The 18,390-nt window shown below is 44.9% G+C and carries 18 protein-coding genes and 3 pseudogenes; 12 read left to right on the top strand and 9 right to left on the bottom strand.

Annotated elements, in window-relative coordinates; translation table 11 throughout:
* The first annotated feature begins 367 nt into the window (after positions 1–367).
* The 5 genes from NC994_RS24110 (at position 368) to NC994_RS24090 (ending at position 4,475) form a co-directional block, all read left to right on the top strand.
* A complete protein-coding gene (locus NC994_RS24110; RefSeq protein ID WP_190439478.1) occupies positions 368–1,591 on the top strand; it encodes a hypothetical protein in 1,224 nt (407 codons plus the stop codon).
* 73 nt (positions 1,592–1,664) lie between these two features.
* Positions 1,665–1,844: an HNH endonuclease signature motif containing protein gene (locus NC994_RS24105; protein ID WP_190439475.1), complete on the top strand. Its 180-nt coding sequence runs from the start codon at positions 1,665–1,667 to the stop codon at positions 1,842–1,844.
* A gap of 402 nt (positions 1,845–2,246) precedes the next feature.
* Positions 2,247–2,708 carry a hypothetical protein gene (locus NC994_RS24100; RefSeq protein ID WP_190439472.1) on the top strand — a complete coding sequence of 154 codons (462 nt, stop codon included), beginning with the start codon at positions 2,247–2,249 and terminating at the stop codon, positions 2,706–2,708.
* Between the two features lie 108 nt (positions 2,709–2,816).
* Positions 2,817–3,614: a sulfite exporter TauE/SafE family protein gene (locus NC994_RS24095; protein ID WP_190439469.1), complete on the top strand. Its 798-nt coding sequence runs from the start codon at positions 2,817–2,819 to the stop codon at positions 3,612–3,614.
* A gap of 114 nt (positions 3,615–3,728) precedes the next feature.
* Positions 3,729–4,475: a phosphatase PAP2 family protein gene (locus NC994_RS24090; RefSeq protein ID WP_190412263.1), complete on the top strand. Its 747-nt coding sequence runs from the start codon at positions 3,729–3,731 to the stop codon at positions 4,473–4,475.
* 31 nt (positions 4,476–4,506) lie between these two features.
* Here the strand turns inward: NC994_RS24090 and NC994_RS24085 are convergent, their stop codons facing one another.
* The 6 genes from NC994_RS24085 to NC994_RS24060 all read right to left on the bottom strand — a co-directional run bounded on the left by NC994_RS24085 (position 4,507) and on the right by NC994_RS24060 (position 10,367).
* On the bottom strand, positions 4,507–5,694 hold the full coding sequence (locus tag NC994_RS24085; RefSeq protein ID WP_190439465.1) for an AbrB family transcriptional regulator: 1,188 nt from the start codon (positions 5,692–5,694) through the stop codon (positions 4,507–4,509).
* Between the two features lie 261 nt (positions 5,695–5,955).
* Positions 5,956–6,381, bottom strand: a complete 426-nt coding sequence (locus tag NC994_RS24080) for a DUF202 domain-containing protein (protein WP_190439462.1) — start codon at positions 6,379–6,381, stop codon at positions 5,956–5,958.
* A gap of 243 nt (positions 6,382–6,624) precedes the next feature.
* Positions 6,625–7,269 (bottom strand): hypothetical protein, encoded by a 645-nt coding sequence (locus NC994_RS24075; protein ID WP_190439460.1) that lies wholly within the window; start codon positions 7,267–7,269, stop codon positions 6,625–6,627.
* A 146-nt stretch (positions 7,270–7,415) separates the two neighbouring features.
* A complete protein-coding gene (locus NC994_RS24070; protein WP_190439457.1) occupies positions 7,416–8,075 on the bottom strand; it encodes a cadmium resistance transporter in 660 nt (219 codons plus the stop codon).
* A 21-nt stretch (positions 8,076–8,096) separates the two neighbouring features.
* Positions 8,097–8,834: a cadmium resistance transporter gene (locus tag NC994_RS24065; RefSeq protein ID WP_190439454.1), complete on the bottom strand. Its 738-nt coding sequence runs from the start codon at positions 8,832–8,834 to the stop codon at positions 8,097–8,099.
* A 45-nt stretch (positions 8,835–8,879) separates the two neighbouring features.
* A complete protein-coding gene (locus tag NC994_RS24060) occupies positions 8,880–10,367 on the bottom strand; it encodes an APC family permease (protein WP_190439451.1) in 1,488 nt (495 codons plus the stop codon).
* Between the two features lie 222 nt (positions 10,368–10,589).
* On the opposite strand from NC994_RS24060, the gene NC994_RS24055 reads away from it, so the two are divergent.
* Entirely contained in the window at positions 10,590–11,528 is a 939-nt protein-coding gene (locus tag NC994_RS24055) for a LysR substrate-binding domain-containing protein (protein WP_190439449.1), read from the top strand.
* A gap of 6 nt (positions 11,529–11,534) precedes the next feature.
* Here the strand turns inward: NC994_RS24055 and NC994_RS24050 are convergent, their stop codons facing one another.
* Positions 11,535–12,335 carry a prohibitin family protein gene (locus NC994_RS24050; protein ID WP_190439446.1) on the bottom strand — a complete coding sequence of 267 codons (801 nt, stop codon included), beginning with the start codon at positions 12,333–12,335 and terminating at the stop codon, positions 11,535–11,537.
* A gap of 340 nt (positions 12,336–12,675) precedes the next feature.
* On the opposite strand from NC994_RS24050, the pseudogene NC994_RS24045 reads away from it, so the two are divergent.
* The 5 genes and pseudogenes from NC994_RS24045 to NC994_RS24025 all read left to right on the top strand — a co-directional run.
* A pseudogene (locus tag NC994_RS24045) lies at positions 12,676–12,880 on the top strand (ATP-binding cassette domain-containing protein); the annotation flags it as partial.
* 179 nt (positions 12,881–13,059) lie between these two features.
* Positions 13,060–13,362, top strand: coding sequence for a hypothetical protein (locus NC994_RS24040; RefSeq protein ID WP_190439442.1), 303 nt, complete (start codon positions 13,060–13,062; stop codon positions 13,360–13,362).
* A 112-nt stretch (positions 13,363–13,474) separates the two neighbouring features.
* A complete protein-coding gene (locus NC994_RS24035) occupies positions 13,475–14,191 on the top strand; it encodes a pentapeptide repeat-containing protein (protein WP_190439498.1) in 717 nt (238 codons plus the stop codon).
* Positions 14,192–14,434: 243 nt separating this feature from the next.
* Positions 14,435–15,088, top strand: a complete 654-nt coding sequence (gene msrA, locus NC994_RS24030) for a peptide-methionine (S)-S-oxide reductase MsrA (protein WP_190439439.1) — start codon at positions 14,435–14,437, stop codon at positions 15,086–15,088.
* Positions 15,089–15,304: 216 nt separating this feature from the next.
* Positions 15,305–16,093 (top strand): tryptophan-rich sensory protein, encoded by a 789-nt coding sequence (locus NC994_RS24025; RefSeq protein ID WP_190439437.1) that lies wholly within the window; start codon positions 15,305–15,307, stop codon positions 16,091–16,093.
* A 150-nt stretch (positions 16,094–16,243) separates the two neighbouring features.
* On the opposite strand, the gene NC994_RS24020 is transcribed toward NC994_RS24025, so the two are convergent.
* Entirely contained in the window at positions 16,244–17,755 is a 1,512-nt protein-coding gene (locus NC994_RS24020) for a CoA-acylating methylmalonate-semialdehyde dehydrogenase (protein WP_190439434.1), read from the bottom strand.
* A gap of 63 nt (positions 17,756–17,818) precedes the next feature.
* Positions 17,819–17,966: pseudogene (locus tag NC994_RS24015) on the bottom strand (IS982 family transposase); the annotation flags it as partial.
* 7 nt (positions 17,967–17,973) lie between these two features.
* Between NC994_RS24015 and NC994_RS24010 the strand changes: the two are divergent.
* Positions 17,974–18,300 (top strand): annotated as a pseudogene (locus tag NC994_RS24010) (transposase); the annotation flags it as partial.
* Positions 18,301–18,390: the final 90 nt, after the last annotated feature.

The following is an 18,390-nucleotide window of genomic DNA, read 5'->3' as shown; positions in this document are numbered from 1 at the left end:
AGGCATCAATCACTTTTTGGCGTAGGTCAAGCGAGTAGGCTTTCATGATCGGCGATTGTCTGGCAGGCTGGGCTACTCCCTTACTGTATGCCATCCAACTGAGAACCGCTATATAAAAATAGGAGCAAATTTCCCCGAGAAATTAGAAATTTTGGTTCTGGCAATCCGATTTTAGTTTTAACTTTTTATAAATTGCGTTAAATGCGTTCAAAATATAGAAACGCAAAATGGCACGCGCCTCTACAAATCAGATAAAACTCAATTTGGAACATAGTTTTTTCAGGCACGTCTCAAATAATTATAGAAATTTCAAGCAAGCATTGAAATTCTAAATTTTAATTTTCTTAGGCTTGGAGCAGCATTAATTATGGAAAAAATGACTCAAAAGAAAGACCCTAAAAAATGGGCGATCGCTACTTTAATTTTATTGACTAGCAGCTTATCTTTATCTTTATGTACTGCTTTAACCTTAAAAGAAGCTGCTGTTGCCGATCCCGTCAAACAAGTATCTAAGAAAGAAAAGTTACCGTCTTCCGTTGCCAATGCCATTTTGCGAATAGCATCTCAACGCACGGGATTACAAGCGTCGCAACTACGCATCATTAAGTATGAACAGATTTACACCAACGGTTGTTTAAATCTGCCGCGTCCGGCTGAAGGCTGCACCAAAATTAATATGCCTGCGTGGGAAGTCACTGTAAAAGCTAGGCAACAAAGCTTAGTTTATCGAAGCGATCGCAACGGCTCCCGGATCAGATTAAATGAAGCTGCTAGCAGCATCGTTGATGCCAAATTGCCTAAATCTGTTGTCAGTGCCGTTTTGCAAGATGCCACCCAAAACTGGGGACTTCCGGCGAACACCGGACGCATTGTGAATGCGAAGCAGACAGGGTGGGCGTATGGTTGCGAAGTTTCGACTTTTCCCCATCCCTGCGATCCAGTTGTCGTGGAGGGCTGGCAAGTCACCGTAGAAAGCGGGCAAAAACGCTGGATTTATAATACTGACAAAGTGGGTTCCCAGGTTCAGCTTTATCAAAGGGAGAGCCAGCCAAACGAGGCGAAAAAATTACCTCCTGCGGTTGCTGAGCAAGTTTTAAAGTTAGCATCCGAGCATTTAACCTTACCAATCTCCCAACTTTTGATTACACAAACTCAACAGCAAACTTGGTCTAATGGCTGTTTAGATCTTCCAAGTCCTGTAGAGCGGTGCATGAGCGCTCAGACACCAGGTTGGCAGGTAACGGTGGAAGGCAAACCGAAGCAATATCAGGTCTATCGTACTGATAAATCTGCTGAGCAAATTAGGACGGAAGCAATAGGCGATATGCCCCCACGCAAAGACTCTTTACCGAATTCCATTGCCAAGGTGGTATTGCAGGATGCTAGTAAGCAATTAAAAGTACCAACTTCTCAGTTATACATCCTCGAAGGTCGAAGTCAGATGTGGTCAAATACCTGTTTTGATTTGCCTGGTACGGAAAATAGCTGCGCTCAAGCAATGGTCGCAGGTTGGCGAGTCGCTGTGGATGGCAACGGGAAAACCTTAGTTTATCGCCTCGATCGATCGGGTTCTCGGTTCAAAGTCGAGTGATTTTGTCGTTGATTTGGGGATTAGGTGGATGCCTAAACCAGGTAGTTAGCTTGATAGTAGGTGCAGGAGCGGATTGTCCTTCAAGGATGGAGACTTGCTGGACACTGACCATATCATCCCTAAAAACAGAGGGAGTAACGATACCCCTGAGAATCTACAGCTACTTCACCGACATTGCCATGATGTGAAAACAGCCCTTCGACGATTGGGAGCTTCGGCTAGTAGTGTGCATGACCAGCCGAAGCTCCCCTGAGGAGTCGGAGGAAGCGAAAGTTTAAAGTCCGGTTTTGAAGACAAGTCGGGTTGACGACAACCCGGCTTAGTTTAACTACTTAACTAACGACTCTCGACTACGTCCTGCTACGCTAACAAGCCTCACTTTCACGTCCTGGCTGCCTGACAAATCATTCCGGGTAGGTTGGGTTGAACAGAGTGAAACCCAACAGCAGCCTGTATTTCGTTTAGTTTTGCTCCCGCCTCAAGCCAACCGATGACTCTTCTAAGGGTTTCAAGAGCTTTGGAGAGCCTTGCAGGTTTCACACCATAGTTAGATATTTCAAAAAAAACTAAAGCGTTGTCCCTTCCGCACTAGACTTTTGATCCGTATCAGATTAAATTGAAACTACGGTAACTCTAGCGGGATAGTGGATTTTGCATGGACAACGCTAAAAGACCCAGTAGTGAGCTGACCCTCGCAGGGCAAGTAACTCCTGAGCATTTGCAACCAGCGGCTCAACAAAGTTTCCAGGAAGGTTGGTTCAAAAAGCTCAGAGGCGGATTCCTTCTGGTCATTGGATATATGCTGTCACCACTATGTTGGTGGAATGACCTGTTTTTCAATCTGCCAATTGCTTATTTTTTTGGGTATATCTGTAGTTGGCTTTCCCCAGATTTACTTCTGCCTTGCTCAATCGTCGGGTACTGGCTCTCTAACATTGCGGGAATTCTCTTGATGCAAGTAGGGGCTGTGGATGTTTTTAGCAAGGAACCCACAGAGCGTAACTTGAAAAAAGAGTTATTGACAGGTGTAGTCTCCTCAACCGCTTACACTCTGGTCATTCTGGCATTGATACAGTTTAAGATTCTCGATGCTCCTGTCTTATTCCCCGGTGGCTAAGGGGGATTTATGGGCGGCGAATGTTGCTTAATCGCCGCTAGCACTAATGTCAAAGTTTACTTTTAGTTAGAGATTCAGCATTTTAATCGCCTGTATCAGGACAGCAGTATGGACTATCTATTACTACCGTTCCTCAGTTTTGTCGTGGGTATCATTGTGGGTTTAACGGGAATCGGTGGAGCATCTCTGATCACTCCGATGTTGATTTTTGTGTTCCACGTTCCACCTGCGATCGCAGTCAGTTCCGATGTAGTAGCTGCCACATTGATGAAGGTGATCGGCGGCTTTAAACACTGGAAACAGCAAACGCTTGACCTGCAAGTTATCAAATGGCTGGCTTGGGGAAGTGTTCCTGGCTCACTAACCGGAGTAGGGATTTTATACCTGATTAAGCTTAATGCAACCTTAGACCTAGATTACATTCTGCTACGTGCGATCGGGTTTATGATCCTGCTTGTCACTTTGTTGGGACTCGCACAATTGTCGCTGAAAACTTTTTTCCCGAAGTTGCAGTTACCTGAACCGCCTAAGTTTGATTTAAACACTCAGATGGGTCGAATTTCGACCCTCAGTGTAGGAGCATTTTTAGGCTGTCTGGTAGGATTAACTAGCGTGTCGTCTGGTGCGATGTTTGCAATTGTGTTGATTACCTTTTTTCGCCTCGACGCGCGTAAATTGGTAGGCACAGATATTTCACAGGCAGCGATTTTATTGGTGTTTACTTCCCTTGGACACCTCTGCCTTGGGACAGTCAATTGGAGTTTAGTATTGCCAATTTGGTTAGGGACAGTACCAGGGGTTTTGCTAGGGGCTAAACTCTGCAAGGTTACTCCTCAAGGCGCGCTTCGGCTGGTAATTTATGTGATTTTAGCAGGGGTAAGTTGGAAGTTAGTTTATCAAGCGTGATCTGAGTTTGATTTAATATCTGATAGCAAAGATATTCCCCCATCAGGGTGCTACTTTTTTTTAAAAAATAAAGAAAAATTTCGGTTTGTACACATTTTAAGCATTTTTTGGTGAATGTTTAGTTCTAATTTTTGGAAGCTGTCTTCATCTTTCCTAAGTTTTCTCGAAAAGCTGCTCGTTGCTTATTGGCGTTCTTTGCTACTCCTATTGATAGGAGTCTGTTTACCCATGCTGGTTTTTGAGGAACTTGCATTAGTAGTATTGCAGAATCAAGGCGGTCTTCCCTGGGATGAAACACTCCTACTAGCAGTTCACAAGATAGCACAGCCACAACTAGACGTTTTTGCAGCAACTTTAACCAAGTTCGGAGTATTTTGGGGAGTATTTCCAGTTGCTACTGTAATCTCGTTAGTGTTGCTGCGCCTTAAAAAGTGGCGATCGCTCGCCTATTTACTGACGACTCTACTAGGGAGCATTTTAATTAATCGCACTGCAAAACTGTTGCTGCATCGAGTGCGTCCTAACCTCTGGGAGTCAATCTCTCCAGAGTTTGATTACGCATTTCCCAGCGGTCATGCAATGTCCAGTATGACCTTGATAGCTGCTTTAGTCATTTTGACCTGGAATAGTAATTGGTGCTGGTTAGTGCTGGCTGTGGGGAGCGTATTCGTATTAGCGATCGGTTGGACGCGAATATATTTGGGGGTTCATTTTCCCAGTGATATTTTGGCAGGATGGATGGTTTCAATTGCTTGGACAATTGGCGTTAGTCTGCTAATCCAACCACATTTAACTAAACCGAGTACTATTCCTGAGGATGAGCTAACTGTGGATGAAGAGGAATCAATAGCTCAAGGTTAACAAGCCCAAGGTTAATACCATCGTAAAGAAATTATGGCATTGCTGATTTAGGCGATATCGTTTTAAGCTGATCTGCTGCGCCATCTTGATTTTTTGTAGAACGGCGTTCTAGATAGCAAATGAAAGACACCAAAGCTGGAAGACACAGATTAATCGTCATTAGCCGAACTAGATGACCTGCGGTTACAATCTCAACATTGTGATGCAACGCTAGAGAGATTAATATCATTTCTGGCGAGCCACCTGGAGATGTTACAAGCAAACACGTTAGCCAGTCCCAGGGCGAGATCAACGTAGCAATTCCTGCTGAGATGAATCCTGCCAAAAAGGTCATGGCTACAGGAACCGAGGCATACGCTACTGTAAGCTTTCCCAGCTTTGGGTTCATTCCCCAATATTCACCGATTGTAATTCCCAGTAGAATTTGACCAATTAAATTAAATAAAGGGGGTAGATTAAAATCGATATGAGATAAAAATGGCAGTGAATCTAGCAACGAATCAAAACCAACCCCGACTATTATTGAACACAAGAAACCAGCAACAGGGATTTTTAAATAACTGCCTATTTTAACTGCCAATAATGTTACAAAAAGTAACAAAAATAGTAAAAATAAGTAGTTAAAATTTATGACAAATAAATTTTCAGTAACGGAATGAATTATCGCCTTGATGTCATGTGCGTTAGAAACATTAGCAACAAGCGGTATAACAATAATAATTGCCGTAAAGCGTATTAACTGAACGAGAGAAACAAGTGAAATATTTCTACCATAGTCTGCTGCTATACTTGCCATGATTCCTATATTTCCGGGAACCGTAGCAAGCATGGCAGTTAGCAAATCTGTTTTTTCAATGCGTGAATATATATAACCAATAATTCCACCACAAAACATTAAAAATAATGCTAAAAGTAGAAAAATATGTAATTGGGAATAAATAGTTATTAGATTACTTTGCTTAAGAGAAAATCCTACAGTAAGACCAACAATAATTTGTCCAAATTTCCTTGAGTTGCGATTAGGCTTAGCTTGATTGTTATATCGACGATAAAAATAAAAGACCAAGGCACCAGCAGCAATACCCCCAAGTATCCAAGACCCTCCACCTGCCCCAAGTGCAATAAAAGTTAGACCACTTAGTAAACCAATAATTATTTCTATACCAACAATTAAACAAGTGGTCGTCAATTTACTATTACTAAGTGTAGATTTATCCAAACTTATTTTGCTCACAAAATCTCCAATCTTTAATCATTACTTTCTTATGCGTTGAAGTGAAAAGATTATCCGAAAATGCTTATAAAAAGCGCATTGCTGACACATTGCAGCCTACCCTAAAAATAATTGACGGTGCAACATATCTGCGTAGCCTGTAGCTAGGTCTAACGCCCTATCTCTGCGTTTATATGCGTTATAAAACCTCTAAAAATGACTTTTAAAGGTAGGCTCTCTTCAGGGTTACTTAAATAATAATCTCAGTTAATCAAGTATGACATTACTTAATGATTCAACTGGAACTGTGAAGACGTAGTAGATAACCCCAGCTCCCAAGGTGAGTACGGCAAGGCTAAACAGAATCACCCAGCGATCCGCCGGTTCGTATGTATCCTCGTCAATGTCATGACGAACCGCGAAGTAGTGCTGGGTTGACAGCAATACCGTTACCAAACCAACTAAGGAGAACACTAATCCTAACTTCCACCCACTACCAGGGGGTTGAGGCGCAAGGGGTGGACGGAGGAGACGAAGGCGGACGATCAGAACGCCAAATCCCATTAGCGCGATCGCACTCCGCATCCATGCTAAGTAGGTGCGTTCGTTTGCCAAATGATCCCGCACTCGCTCAGAAGTCCGTCGTTTCGGCGTCTCTAATTTTTCTGTACTCCCATTTATCGGCTTAAACATAAACAATAGCTGCACAAAATACTACCCTCAATTATCAGTTTAGATGTACAAACAAAACAAGCTTTATCCCTTCAGAAGCACTTTGATCCGGAACCCGATATTCCGAAAAATTTTATGAAGTCTATTAGCCAGAGAATGATAGCTGTTCAACCGTTTACTTTTGGTAGCTTTTCATACCCTGGCTGTCATCCTGTTACTCTTTAGAGGAAAAACACTTAAAGTGCTTTCGCTGGCGTGAAAAATTTAATCCTCGATTGGTGCGTTAGGAGTTTGCGCTTCCACATCTGCTGACGACAAGTTAGGAACAGACCATGTACCCTCACCTGCTTTGAAAACTTTCGCAGCAGGAACGTTGAATTCAACTGCACCAGTTTCTGGATTGGTTTTAGCGACTAATTGGGTTCCAGCCACTATTTTGAGAGCTACAGGCTCCCCTAAATTTTGCCCTTGGGTGTCACCAGGAGTTAAGCCAGCTACTTTGACACCACTTGGCAAGTAAACGCCATCACAGTTCCAATCATCGTCCGTGACTTTGCCATTTCCCAAGTAGTAGAGAGTACTTGCTTCGGAAAAGTTAGATTTATTGGGTTTATGAGCATAGACCGCCAACGTTTTTCCAGTTTCATTGCGGCACTGTCCCCAGTCTGCTGCTGTCTCTAAGATATATTTTTGCAGTTGCAACTCACCGAGCTTCTGCTGAATTTCCTCAGGTGTATAATCGGATTGATTTGGTGCGTCTTTTGCTTTTAAGAGGCTGTCAAGAGATTGAGTTACCTCTGTGTAGTCAGGACTCAGGGTAAGTTTCGGTCTGTCTGCCAAAGAAGGTTGAGCGATCGCCAAATTGACCAGAAATACTAATACTACCAGAGCGATTTTGAACAGTTTCATGAACTTTCTCCTTGCGAGATTCCGAGTTTTTCCAACTCGATGTTTGGGTTTATGGTTGGAAAATTTTTAAGGGTAGACCTTTAGCAAAAAAGGTTTTTATTAAATTGCAGATACTGGTAAAGGGTCTGCCAAGGTAAAACTGACACTTATTGGAACGACGGTAAGAGTTGATAGCTACCGCTTTCAACCAGAATAAAAATTCCTAAGCCAATTAACACAAATGGGACGATTCTCTTACCGTAGCGAGTGAAAAGGTGAGCAACAACCGAATGGCGGGTTAATTGGTAGGCGACATAACACCAAACTCCAACCAACACAAAAAATACGCTTAAAATTACTCCCAAACTAGCCAGATTGCTACTAGCGAACAACGGTACATATATCCCGATATTGTCACCCCCATTAGCAAATGTAACAGCTGCGACGTGATAAGTCTGAGGAGTAAGAAAACTAGCGAGAGTTGACATCACTGAGGAACTAGCTTTTGAGCTATTGAATTCATCTGATACTGTCTGGACTTCGTTTTCATCTTTTTCCCAATTGACTAAGTGATTCACTCCAATAACAATGGGAACCAGACCTAGTAAGCCAATCCAAGCTTTTGGCAGAATTAAGCCACCAAAGAAACCCGGAAGACTGGCGGCAATTAATACTGTGAATCCAAGATACTTACCTACAACAATATGTCTGGTGCGGAAGGTAGAATTTACCTGGGCGAAGAATAGCATCAAGATCACAATGTCATCAATGTTAGTTGCCACAAAGGATGTGACCCCGGCAATTATTGCTTGTGCAAACCAACTCATGACACAGCGATCGCAACCTCCTCAATTTTTCTCCACTTCAGGCGTTGAGCAAATTTCCGCCTCAGACACTTGCTCATTACTTCTGCCAAGAGTCAGCAAACAGAGACAACTTGTGACTAAAGTCAGTACGAGCAAGCCACGATTTTCCAGTGTGTGACTGTCTACTAGAATTAAAACACCCAACCCAATTAAAACAAAGGGAACGAGTTGATTGCCATAGCGAGTCAGGGTTTGAGCGATCGCAGGTAAACGGGTTAATTGGTAAGCGGTGTAGCACCAAACTCCCACCAGCGAGAAGAATACCCCCAGAATCGCCAGAAGACCCTCCCAGCTACTACTCGCAAACAACGGCACATAGATACCGATGTTGTCACCCCCATTCGCAAATGTAACGGCTGCTACGCTATAAGTTTGTGGAGATAAAAAACTGGTAAACCAAGATTTCTCAGGTGGTTCTACTTTTTCCTCGCCTTCCGATTCATCCGTGTCTTGATTGAGTAAGCGACTGATTCCAATTGCAATCGGGAGAATGCCTAACAAACCAATCCAAGGGCGCGGTAATATTAGGGTACCAAAAAAACTGGGAAGGCTAGCAAGGACTAATGCACCAAAACCCAGATACTGACCAGCCACAATATGGCGACGTCGGAATACCGCATTCACCTGCGAGAAAAACAGCAATAAAATCACGATGTCATCAAGGTTGGTGGCTGTGAAGGCAGTTAATCCAAGGGGGATTGCCGTGATTATTTCGCTCATTTTTGCGTGTCCTTAAGGTTTGTAGATGCGTTGTACAAACTAGCTTCAGAATTCATCATCTGCGATCGCCTCTGGTATCACCACCGAACTAGGTGTCGCAAATTTTGCATGAATCTCTTCAATCCCTCGCTCCATTGAACTGACAATTTCTGGAGAGCGGAATCTTTGGATGACAAACCATCCGCAAGTAACCATCAGGTACATCAAAAACAGGTAAGGAAACGCATCGTAAGGGGCTGCGGGAATTGGGAAAAGACTGCTACCGGGAATTCCCACACTTCCGAGAACGGGAATCATCATAAACCCAACTGCGAGAACTGAGAACACTACATGGTGTAGGCGGAGTTTTCTAATCTTGTGCAGGTAAACGGGTGCAGCGATCGAAATCAAGGTATAAACCGTTAAAAACCCGTAGCTACAGATCGCGCCCAAGTAACCCATGCTGTCAAACAGCTTCACATGAAACAGGGACATCGAAGCAGGCACAAGAAATACAATCAGCGAACACAGCGTAACGGCAATGTGCGGTGTCCGGTTCGATGAGTGAGATAAACCCAACGAAGAGGGGAATAAGCCGTGACGAGCCATCGTAAAGAAGACTCTGGCTGCTGGGTTGATACTACCAAGGACACAGGCAAAGAAGCTAAACAGGGCACTGAAGGCGACCAAGGTTCCTAAAAAACCAACTCCCGCCTGTTGCGCTAGAAAACCCAGCGGTTCTTCCGTAGTGGTAATGGAAACTCCAGTACCACTAAAACCCAGCACCTCAATGTAAGTCATCGAAATGAAGAATAGACCAGCCAGGGTAGTACTCCCCAAAACTGCTCTGGGGATCGTTTTCAATGGGTTTTTTGCTTCATCACCCAGAGATGTAGCACTTTCAAAGCCAGAGAAACTAAACATCACCATGACAAGCCCCATTGCGACGCTACCTGGAGTTACGCCTTGCAAAGTCAATTGGGACATATCTAACGCAAAGCCTTTGTGCGCCCAGATGATGATCCCCAAGACGGCAATCAGGAGCAGAGAGGCTCCCTCCATCCACAGCATCGCCATTGCTGATAGCTGGATATCTTTATATGCTGCATACCAGGCAACCCCTGCACCGAGTGCCAGCAGCGTAATCGTCGAGGGATGAATGCCCAAGTGACCAATCAAGATACTGCTAAAGTTGGCAAAGCCGCACAACACTGACATTCCTGTAAACAAGTAAGCCAGAACCAAACTCCAACCGCAAATTACACCTGCTGTCGGGCCTAATCCTTTGACGATGTAAGAGTAGAGCGAACCGGGAGAAGCCGAGCGGCTGGCAAATTGATTGATGTTAATACTAACCAGCACTAAACCAATCATGCCGATGAGAAAACTTAGCCAGGTGCCATTGCCGGAAAGTACGACGATCAATCCTATATTTGAGGCGGGTATTGTTGTGGGTGCAATGACCGCAAAGGATTGAGCAAGAACTTCTCCAAAGGGAAGACAGTTTGGCTTTAAGCCGCGATCGCTTTGATTTAGTCGTCTTTCACTCGTCATTTAGAGACTCCCTTCATACAGATTTGCCAATTCGGTGCGGCTAGCCGAATCTAACCGCTAGGCTTTGTCTGGGTAAGGCTTGATTGCAATGAATATATGTTTTCAATCTACGCAGCCAAATTAATAAAAGCAAATACTTTTTTTTGTTGAAAGGATAACTTAAAGTGATTGATAGCTTGATATAGACAGCTAGAGGTGCTTAAGGAGCCTTAAAAAGTAGAGATGACATTTGAACAATTACGAATTTTTCTAGCGGTGGCAGAACATCTGCACTTTACCCGTGCGGCGGAAGAACTGTATATTACCCAACCTGCGGTTAGTGCCGCGATCCAAAGCTTGGAACAGCAATACAGCGTGAAACTGTTCCATCGCGTTGGTCGCCACATCGAGATCGCGGAGGCGGGAAAGCTGCTACAGGTGGAAGCAAAGAAGATTCTCGATCAGGTGGCTTTGACTGAGCGAGGTTTGCGCGAATTAAACAATTTACAACGGGGCGAGTTGAAATTGGGTGCGAGTCTCACGATTGGCAACTACTGGCTACCCAACAAAATTAGTCAATTTAAAACCCAATATCCTGGCATTTTTGTTAACTGTACTCTGGGCAATGCAGAAGAAATTTGCGAAGGGACAGCAACGGGACTATTTGATTTAGGTTTAATCACAGGAGAAGTGAAACCATCCCTACAGAGTTGCTTAGAGCAAGAGAGAGTAGGGAGCGATCGCTTACAAATTGTCGTGGGAAAGTCTCACCCCTGGTTTGGGCTTGCTGAGATTTCTCTAACAGAACTTTCTACAACCAGTTGGGTAATGCGAGAGGCAGGCTCCGGAGCGCAGCAAATGTTTGAGCAAGCCTTACAAAATTGGGGAATCGCTCCTACCCGGTTCAATGTAGTTTTAGTATTGAACAGTAGCGAGATGGTGAAGGCAGTGGTAGAAGGCGGCGTCGGTGCAGCCGCCATTCCAGAATTAATGGTGCAAAAAGAACTACAACTCTCTACACTGCACGCAGTTAACGTGGTAGATGATAGAAAAAGAGCGAAAACGAAACTGGAAATTGCCCAGCCTGTCTTGAAACTGAAGCATCAACAACGGTTTCAGACTCAAGTTTCAATTGCTTTTGAAAAAATGTTAATATCCACAACACTATCTACAATATTTTAACCAATTTTAGTTAGGTTTTACAAATTTACTTAAATCCAACAATTTTGTAGAGTCTTCGACAATTAGCGGCAGCTTTCCATCCCATTTCTCTATTGCTTGCCTTTGCAATAATTCTGGAGTTAAATTTTCACGTAACACCCTATCCGCTTCTGCTTCTCCTCTGGCTAAATTAACCTGTGCTTCTGCCTGCTGCAATGTTTTTAAAGTTATAAAGCCTGCACGTTTTGCATCCTGTTCGGCAATCTGTTTCGCCTCCACAGCATTGCTAAATCGCTTGGAAAAGTGGACATGGACTAGGGAGATATCATCAACTCCAATGTGATAACTAGCCAGTCGTGTAGTTAATGAATCGTCTACGCCCGCTTTTACTTCTCCTCGCTTTGTAATAATTTCTTCAGCAGTGTACTGTGCCATTACTGCTTTTAATACTTCTTCTACTGCTGGATTTATAATTTTTTCGATAACTAGGTTCTCGTTCCCAATTTGTTGATAAATAGCATTCGCTTCCTCTGGAATAATGTGCCAGTTGAGAGCTACATCCGTGAAAACATCCTGAAGATCCTTCGAGGAAGCTTCAGCAGAACTTTCCTGTTTTTGTACTCGAACGCTCAATTTCTGGACGGTATTAACGATAGGAATAATGAAGTGTATTCCTTCGTCTAATACTCTCGGCTGCACTTTACCAAACTGCATTAATACACCCCGTTCTCCAGCATCTACAATCACAACAGGAGTAAGGGAAATCACGACTAATAATAAAAATAAAATTAGTTTACCGCCATTGGGAAGAGCTTTAAATTTTTTCATGGTCGAGGGGTAAATGGCAAATTTACTAAACTATCAGCGAACTTTCGTAGATGTACTCAATCTCAAATAATCTCACTTTATATCGAGTCAGCAGGTCTAACATTTGACAAATCTGCCATTAGAGAGGTGTCGGTTCTGATAACTCGGCAACTTGAACCCCTCGCCATTTGCTAGTTCCCCAATCTTTAATATTTTTGTACTCAGATGATTAAGCGGAGTGCCAAACTACGGTAATGGAATCGATAAACCGTAGTTTATATCGAAAGGTACACTTGTCGTGAGAATTGTTGTTGAAAACGTACCCAAGCAGTTTGGCCCTTACAAGCGTCTAAGATGGCGGGTCGGGTTTGTGTTGCAGCACTATACTCGCTCTGACGCACTTGAGCGTGAGAGCGAGAGCCTTTTGTCTACAAATTCGCAATGTGCTGAAAGCGAGAACCCAAGCGCGAGTAGAACAACTACTAGAGTTGGTGCAATTGAACGGAATGGGCGATCGCTATCCCTTTCAACTCTCTGGAGGTCAGCGCCAACGAGTAGCACTGGCACCCCAGCACAGATTTGACTCAATACATTTCGGTTCAGATTTTGACCGATTGCAACCCAAGCGACCAGAAATTCTTAGTAATCTAAGTATTGGAACGGAAGTCCTTACTTAGTTGATTCGACCAAATCTCTATAATCATTTTTAGTCTGTGCCTTTCCTTAAACAATCCGGGAGCAGATTATGAGACTAGATGAATTTACACAGTTGATCGAACAGGAAAGATGCCCGGAGTCTCTACCTCAAGCATTGCAGGCACTGTGGTACGACAAAAAAGGAGATTGGGACAAAGCTCATCAAATTGTGCAAAATGCCAGTGATGCTGACAGCGCTTGGGTTCACGCCTACCTACATCGGAAAGAAGGCGACAAAAGCAATGCCCGTTACTGGTATCGGCACACCGGACGACCAGAGTTTAAAGAAGACCTAAACCAAGAATGGCAGCAGATCGCAGAGGATGTGTTAAAGCGTTGCAAACCGCGATGATTTGATGGGATGGGCAACAGGAGCGCGATCGCCCCTAGAGGTTTCGGGATCTCATTACTTCACTCCGAAAGAAGCATTCGTTCAACCGGCAACGCCTGCTAGGGTAGTGATAATGAGCGATCTAGATCGATACTACAAAGTGCTGGGATTAGAGCCTGGAGCCTCACTTGATGAAGTGAACCAGGCTTATAGGGATTTGGCTTTTATTTGGCACCCCGATCGCATCCCAAAAGATAATCCTCGGTTACAGCAAAAAGCTCAAGAAAAGCTGAAAGAGATTAATCAGGCACGCGATCGCTTGCGCTCAGTTCGACCCGGCGAAAAGAATCGAAATCCCGACCCTCCGGCACGCGATCGCGCTCATCCACCGAGTTCTTATTATCAATCTAGTTACTCCTATCAATCACCGCCTCAATCTCCCCCTCAATCTCCCCCTCAATCTCACCATCAGGCTCCTAAGCAGCAGTCCGACTTGAGCGGAGCCAACTTGAGCGGAGCTAATCTCAAAGAAAAGGACTTGTCTGGAAGAAATTTGAGCAATGCCAACCTCAGCAACGCCAACTTAAGCGATGCCTTCCTGCATAAAGTGAATCTTCAGGGAGCCAACCTGGAAAAAGCGAATCTTTTTAGAGCCAACCTGTTGCAAGCGAAGCTAAACAACGCTAACTTGCGAGAAGCTAACTTAATTGGAGCCGACCTCAGTGGAGCCGATTTAAGGGGAGCCGATTTGAGGGGAGCTAAGGTTGGGTCGCAAGACCGAGTCCTGGTTAAACTGACTGGAGCGAACTTAGCAGGAGCCATCCTACCCGATGGCAGCATCCACGGTTAGGAAGCAGCGATATATCCTATTTGACCTTACCCCGTAAGCAGGGAGAGGAGAAGCTAGCCCCGTTTAGCTCAACGTTTAGCTCAACAAAAAGGCAAAGAAATAGCCGCCTCTCCGTGAATGTCGAGGGGGTTGGGGGGTGAGGTTCCGGCTAACCCTACCTCCTTCCCGCTCTTCAGGGGATGCCAAAATCTTTACAATATGAAATAAGGTTAAAACGTTTATCAGAAAACAGAGTCAGAATCAATGGCGCTATTCGGATTTGGTAAAAAGCAAAGTCTGCCCACGATCGAGCAAGCATTGCCGGGACGGGCAGAACCCATGCAAGTCCCCGCTACTCACTACGTAAACGGTAATCCGCTGAAACCTCCTTTTCCCGATGGGATGGAGATGGCGATGTTTGGCTTGGGGTGTTTCTGGGGAGCAGAGCGCATATTCTGGAAGCAACCTGGAGTTTTCACCACCGCAGTTGGCTATGCAGCAGGAGTCACGCCAAACCCCACTTATCACGAGGTTTGTACGGGCATGACGGGACACAATGAAGTAGTTTTCGTTGTGTTTGACCCGAAAGAAATTAGTTACGAAACACTCCTGAAACTCTTCTGGGAAAGCCACAATCCTACCCAAGGAATGCGTCAAGGCAATGATGTCGGCACCCAATACCGTTCCGGAATTTATGCGTATTCAGACAGCCAGAAGAAGCTGGCTGAAGCCTCAAGAGACGCTTATCAGCAAGCCCTGAAAACCGCCGGGTATGGGGAAATTTCCACTGAGATTCTGGATGCTCCTGAGTTCTATTACGCAGAAGCCTATCATCAGCAGTACCTCGCCAAAAACCCAAATGGGTATTGTGGACTAGGCGGGACGAACGTTACTTGTCCTGTAATGACGAACGCTTGAAATAGAAATTCTGTCTGCTAGCGATCGCTAGCAGAAATCACTATCCTTACCCGGTATGCTCTTAAGCGGGTTGGTGCGTTCGTGGCACTGGTTCCTTAAAGCGTGATGAGCTTGTCTAACCTAGAATTGGCAGTGGTTTGAACAGTTCTCACTCTTTAGCAAACCAGTGCCACAATTTTTTATTTTGAAAAGCCTTGAAACAGAGGCGATAACAATATGAAATCTGTCAATCAGCGCTTCGACTCAGATTTCCTCCGGTCAGTAGCTAACTTCATCGCGATTCTTGCCGCATTTGCGATCAATGTCTATGCAAATGTTGCTCCTCCCAATGGATTGACAATTGGGGAAATTTCTAATCGCTTCTTCAGTGAAGTCCCCATCATCCCCGCTAACTATGCTTTTGCGATCTGGGGCGTCATTTATTTAGGTTTGATTAGTTTTGCAGTCTATCAAATTTTACCCACCCAAAGACAAAATCCCTATCTGCGTCGAGAAGGGTATTTTCTGGTACTTGCGAGTATTGCACAAATCGCCTGGGTGTTCCTTTTCGAGTACCAACTGTTTACACTCTCAGTTGTGGCAATGCTGTTCATATTACTGCCCCTGATTGGGCTTTATCTGCGGTTGGGGATTGGATTAGAAAGAGTTTCAAGGGCACAAAAATGGTTCGTTCACATTCCCTTGAGCATCTATCTAGGCTGGATTAGTGTTGCGGCGATTGTGAATGTGGCAAGTACGCTTGACTATTTGGGTTGGAATGGTTGGGGCATCAGTCCTCAAATATGGACGGTAATTCTGCTGGTTGTAGCGGCAGCGATCGCTGCTACGATTACCCTAAAACGGGCGGATGTTGCCTATCCCTCCGTCATTATCTGGGCATTCGTAGCGATCGCGGTTCGTCAAGCCAGTCAACCTTTGATTGCTGTGACAGCGGTTGGATTTGCGATCGCGTTAGGGTTATTAATCTTATGGCGTCAACTGCGCCGTCCTGATGTGGCGGTTTAATCGATAAAATCCCAAAGAACCTCACCCCTACCCCTCTCCGTTAACGGAGAGGGGAAAATGCTAAAGGTTTTACGGCTTGCCGTTCCTTTGAAGGAGAGGAGTTGGGGGGGTAAGGTTTTTATTGTGAAAGACAATGTATTGCATTAGATACTAAAACTGACGCGACCACGTTTTAGGCCAGCGTTCTACTACAACTTTTGTTTGGGTAAAGAACTGCACAGCGTCTTTCCCTTGACCGTGTAAATCGCCGTAGAAGCTGTCTTTCCAACCACTAAACGGAAAGAACGCCATCGGTGCAGCGACTCCTATATTGATGCCAATATTGCCAGCTTCTGCTTCATACCGAAACTGCCGCGCCGCCGCACCACTGCTAGTAAATAAACAAGCCATATTTCCCCACTGACCGCTATTGACTAGTGCGATCGCATCCTCAATCGTCTCTAGATGCATCACTCCTAACACCGGACCAAAGATTTCTGTACGAGCTAATTCGCTTTTTGGGTTGACATTTTGCAAGATTGTCGGTCGCACAAAGTTTCCCTGTTCGTAACCGGGAATCTTAGCGCTGCGTCCGTCTACTAATACCGTCGCACCTTCATCAGCTCCTTGTTGAATTAATTGCTCAATTCGAGCTTGGCTTTGACGGGTAATTACAGGACCCATTTGGACATTCTCATCCAAGCCATAGCCAACGACTCGTGTTTGTGCCGCATTTGCGATCGCTTCGGTAAAAGTGTGCCGTGCTTCTCCCACCGTCACAGCCACAGAAGCCGCTAAACAGCGCTGTCCAGCACAGCCAAAAGCACTATCGGCGGTAATTCGAGTCGTCATTTCCATATCCGCATCTGGCAGGACAATGATGGGATTTTTCGCGCCTCCCTGACATTGCACTCGTTTCCCAAAGACGGCGGCTTTACTGTAGACATATTGGGCAACGGGTGAAGAACCGACAAAACTAATGGCGCGGATTGTGGGATGTTCTAAGATTGCATCGACTACTTCCTTCGCCCCATTCACCAAATTGACGACGCCTTTGGGCAATCCTGTCTTTTCTAGTAATTCAAAGACCTTTTGCATCGTCAAAGGGACTTTTTCAGAAGGCTTAAGAATGGTTGTATTGCCACAAGCGATCGCGTAGGGCAAAAACCAGAAGGGAATCATTCCAGGGAAATTAAACGGAGCGATGATTGCGGTCACTCCCACGGGTTGACGAATCATCATTTCGTCAATCCCACGGGCAACATCTTCCAGATTGTAACCCTGCATCAACATGGGAATCCCACAAGCAACTTCTACATTCTCAATTGCACGTTGTAATTCTGCTTTTGACTCAGCAAACGTCTTCCCACATTCCAGCGTCACGATGCGAGATAACTCATCTAAATGTTCTTCTAATAGAAATTTCAATTTAAATAGATATTGCACTCGTTCCGTTGCCGGGATGCGTCGCCAGTTCGGATAGGCAGCCGCAGCCGCAACAGCAGCAGCCTCGACATCGCTTGCCGGTGACAAGGGAACCTGAGTTAAGACTTCGGCAGTAGCGGGATTTACCACATCCAGGTATTCGGTGGCGCGGGAAGCACACCACTCGCCGTTAATGTAGTTGGGTAAAGGGTTTCTGAAGGACACAGAGATTTCTCCTTCCAAAGGTTTTTTCTGCATCCTACTCCCAAAAAGACCGGAACCGAAGCTTTACCGGGGAGGGTAATTTAACCTGAGTTCGGGTTAAGCAACTTGGAGCAAAGCAAAGTCCAGATCGAGCGACGGTTTCTTGGGCTGATGGCATTCTTGCAATCAACCCACACAGCAGGTTCACCATGAAGTTAACCGGGCTGCGATGCCTGGAGTGTTCAATCTGACAAATGTTCAATCTGACAAAGGCACCATTTACCGTAGAAGGGTCTTGTAATCGAGTGGTATTCGAGACTTGGCTAGAGAGCTGCTTCATCCCCGTGCTGGAACTGGGACAGGTGGTAATTGTTGATAACGCGACGTTTCATCATGGCAGAGGCATTGCACAACTGCTTGTTTAGGCTAGCTTGAGGCTGTTGTATCTGCCCCCCGATTCTCCTGACCTCAATCGAATTGAGAAGTGTTGGGCTTGGCTCAAAACTCGCATTCGCCAATGCTTCTCTCACTCCAGTTCCCTCCGACACGCGATCGAGTCTGTTCTTAGGAATGCTGTGTTCTCACACTCCTGCCGATAGGGATATATAGAAAGTTTCTGAATAATTAAGTAAGTTGTACTTTTAGCTTATTTGTTACATACGTAACATTTTAGGGAATCCTAGGAATAA

The organism is Trichocoleus sp. AS-A1 (assembly GCF_039962015.1).
In the GTDB taxonomy this organism is placed as follows: Bacteria; Cyanobacteriota; Cyanobacteriia; order Cyanobacteriales; family FACHB-T130; genus FACHB-T130.
This window is presented reverse-complemented; position numbering and strand designations above follow the sequence as displayed.

Coding starts and splice junctions, on each gene's coding strand:
- msrA (WP_190439439.1), top strand. CDS start 14,435: ATGGCGCTATTCGGATTTGGTAAAAAGCAAAGTCTGCCCACGATCGAG.
- NC994_RS24040 (WP_190439442.1), top strand. CDS start 13,060: ATGAGACTAGATGAATTTACACAGTTGATCGAACAGGAAAGATGCCCG.
- NC994_RS24025 (WP_190439437.1), top strand. CDS start 15,305: ATGAAATCTGTCAATCAGCGCTTCGACTCAGATTTCCTCCGGTCAGTA.
- NC994_RS24070 (WP_190439457.1), bottom strand. CDS start 8,075: ATGAGTTGGTTTGCACAAGCAATAATTGCCGGGGTCACATCCTTTGTG.
- NC994_RS24090 (WP_190412263.1), top strand. CDS start 3,729: ATGTTTAGTTCTAATTTTTGGAAGCTGTCTTCATCTTTCCTAAGTTTT.
- NC994_RS24035 (WP_190439498.1), top strand. CDS start 13,475: ATGAGCGATCTAGATCGATACTACAAAGTGCTGGGATTAGAGCCTGGA.
- NC994_RS24075 (WP_190439460.1), bottom strand. CDS start 7,269: ATGAAACTGTTCAAAATCGCTCTGGTAGTATTAGTATTTCTGGTCAAT.
- NC994_RS24110 (WP_190439478.1), top strand. CDS start 368: ATGGAAAAAATGACTCAAAAGAAAGACCCTAAAAAATGGGCGATCGCT.
- NC994_RS24095 (WP_190439469.1), top strand. CDS start 2,817: ATGGACTATCTATTACTACCGTTCCTCAGTTTTGTCGTGGGTATCATT.
- NC994_RS24065 (WP_190439454.1), bottom strand. CDS start 8,834: ATGAGCGAAATAATCACGGCAATCCCCCTTGGATTAACTGCCTTCACA.
- NC994_RS24050 (WP_190439446.1), bottom strand. CDS start 12,335: ATGAAAAAATTTAAAGCTCTTCCCAATGGCGGTAAACTAATTTTATTT.
- NC994_RS24060 (WP_190439451.1), bottom strand. CDS start 10,367: ATGACGAGTGAAAGACGACTAAATCAAAGCGATCGCGGCTTAAAGCCA.
- NC994_RS24055 (WP_190439449.1), top strand. CDS start 10,590: ATGACATTTGAACAATTACGAATTTTTCTAGCGGTGGCAGAACATCTG.
- NC994_RS24100 (WP_190439472.1), top strand. CDS start 2,247: ATGGACAACGCTAAAAGACCCAGTAGTGAGCTGACCCTCGCAGGGCAA.
- NC994_RS24020 (WP_190439434.1), bottom strand. CDS start 17,755: ATGCAGAAAAAACCTTTGGAAGGAGAAATCTCTGTGTCCTTCAGAAAC.
- NC994_RS24080 (WP_190439462.1), bottom strand. CDS start 6,381: ATGTTTAAGCCGATAAATGGGAGTACAGAAAAATTAGAGACGCCGAAA.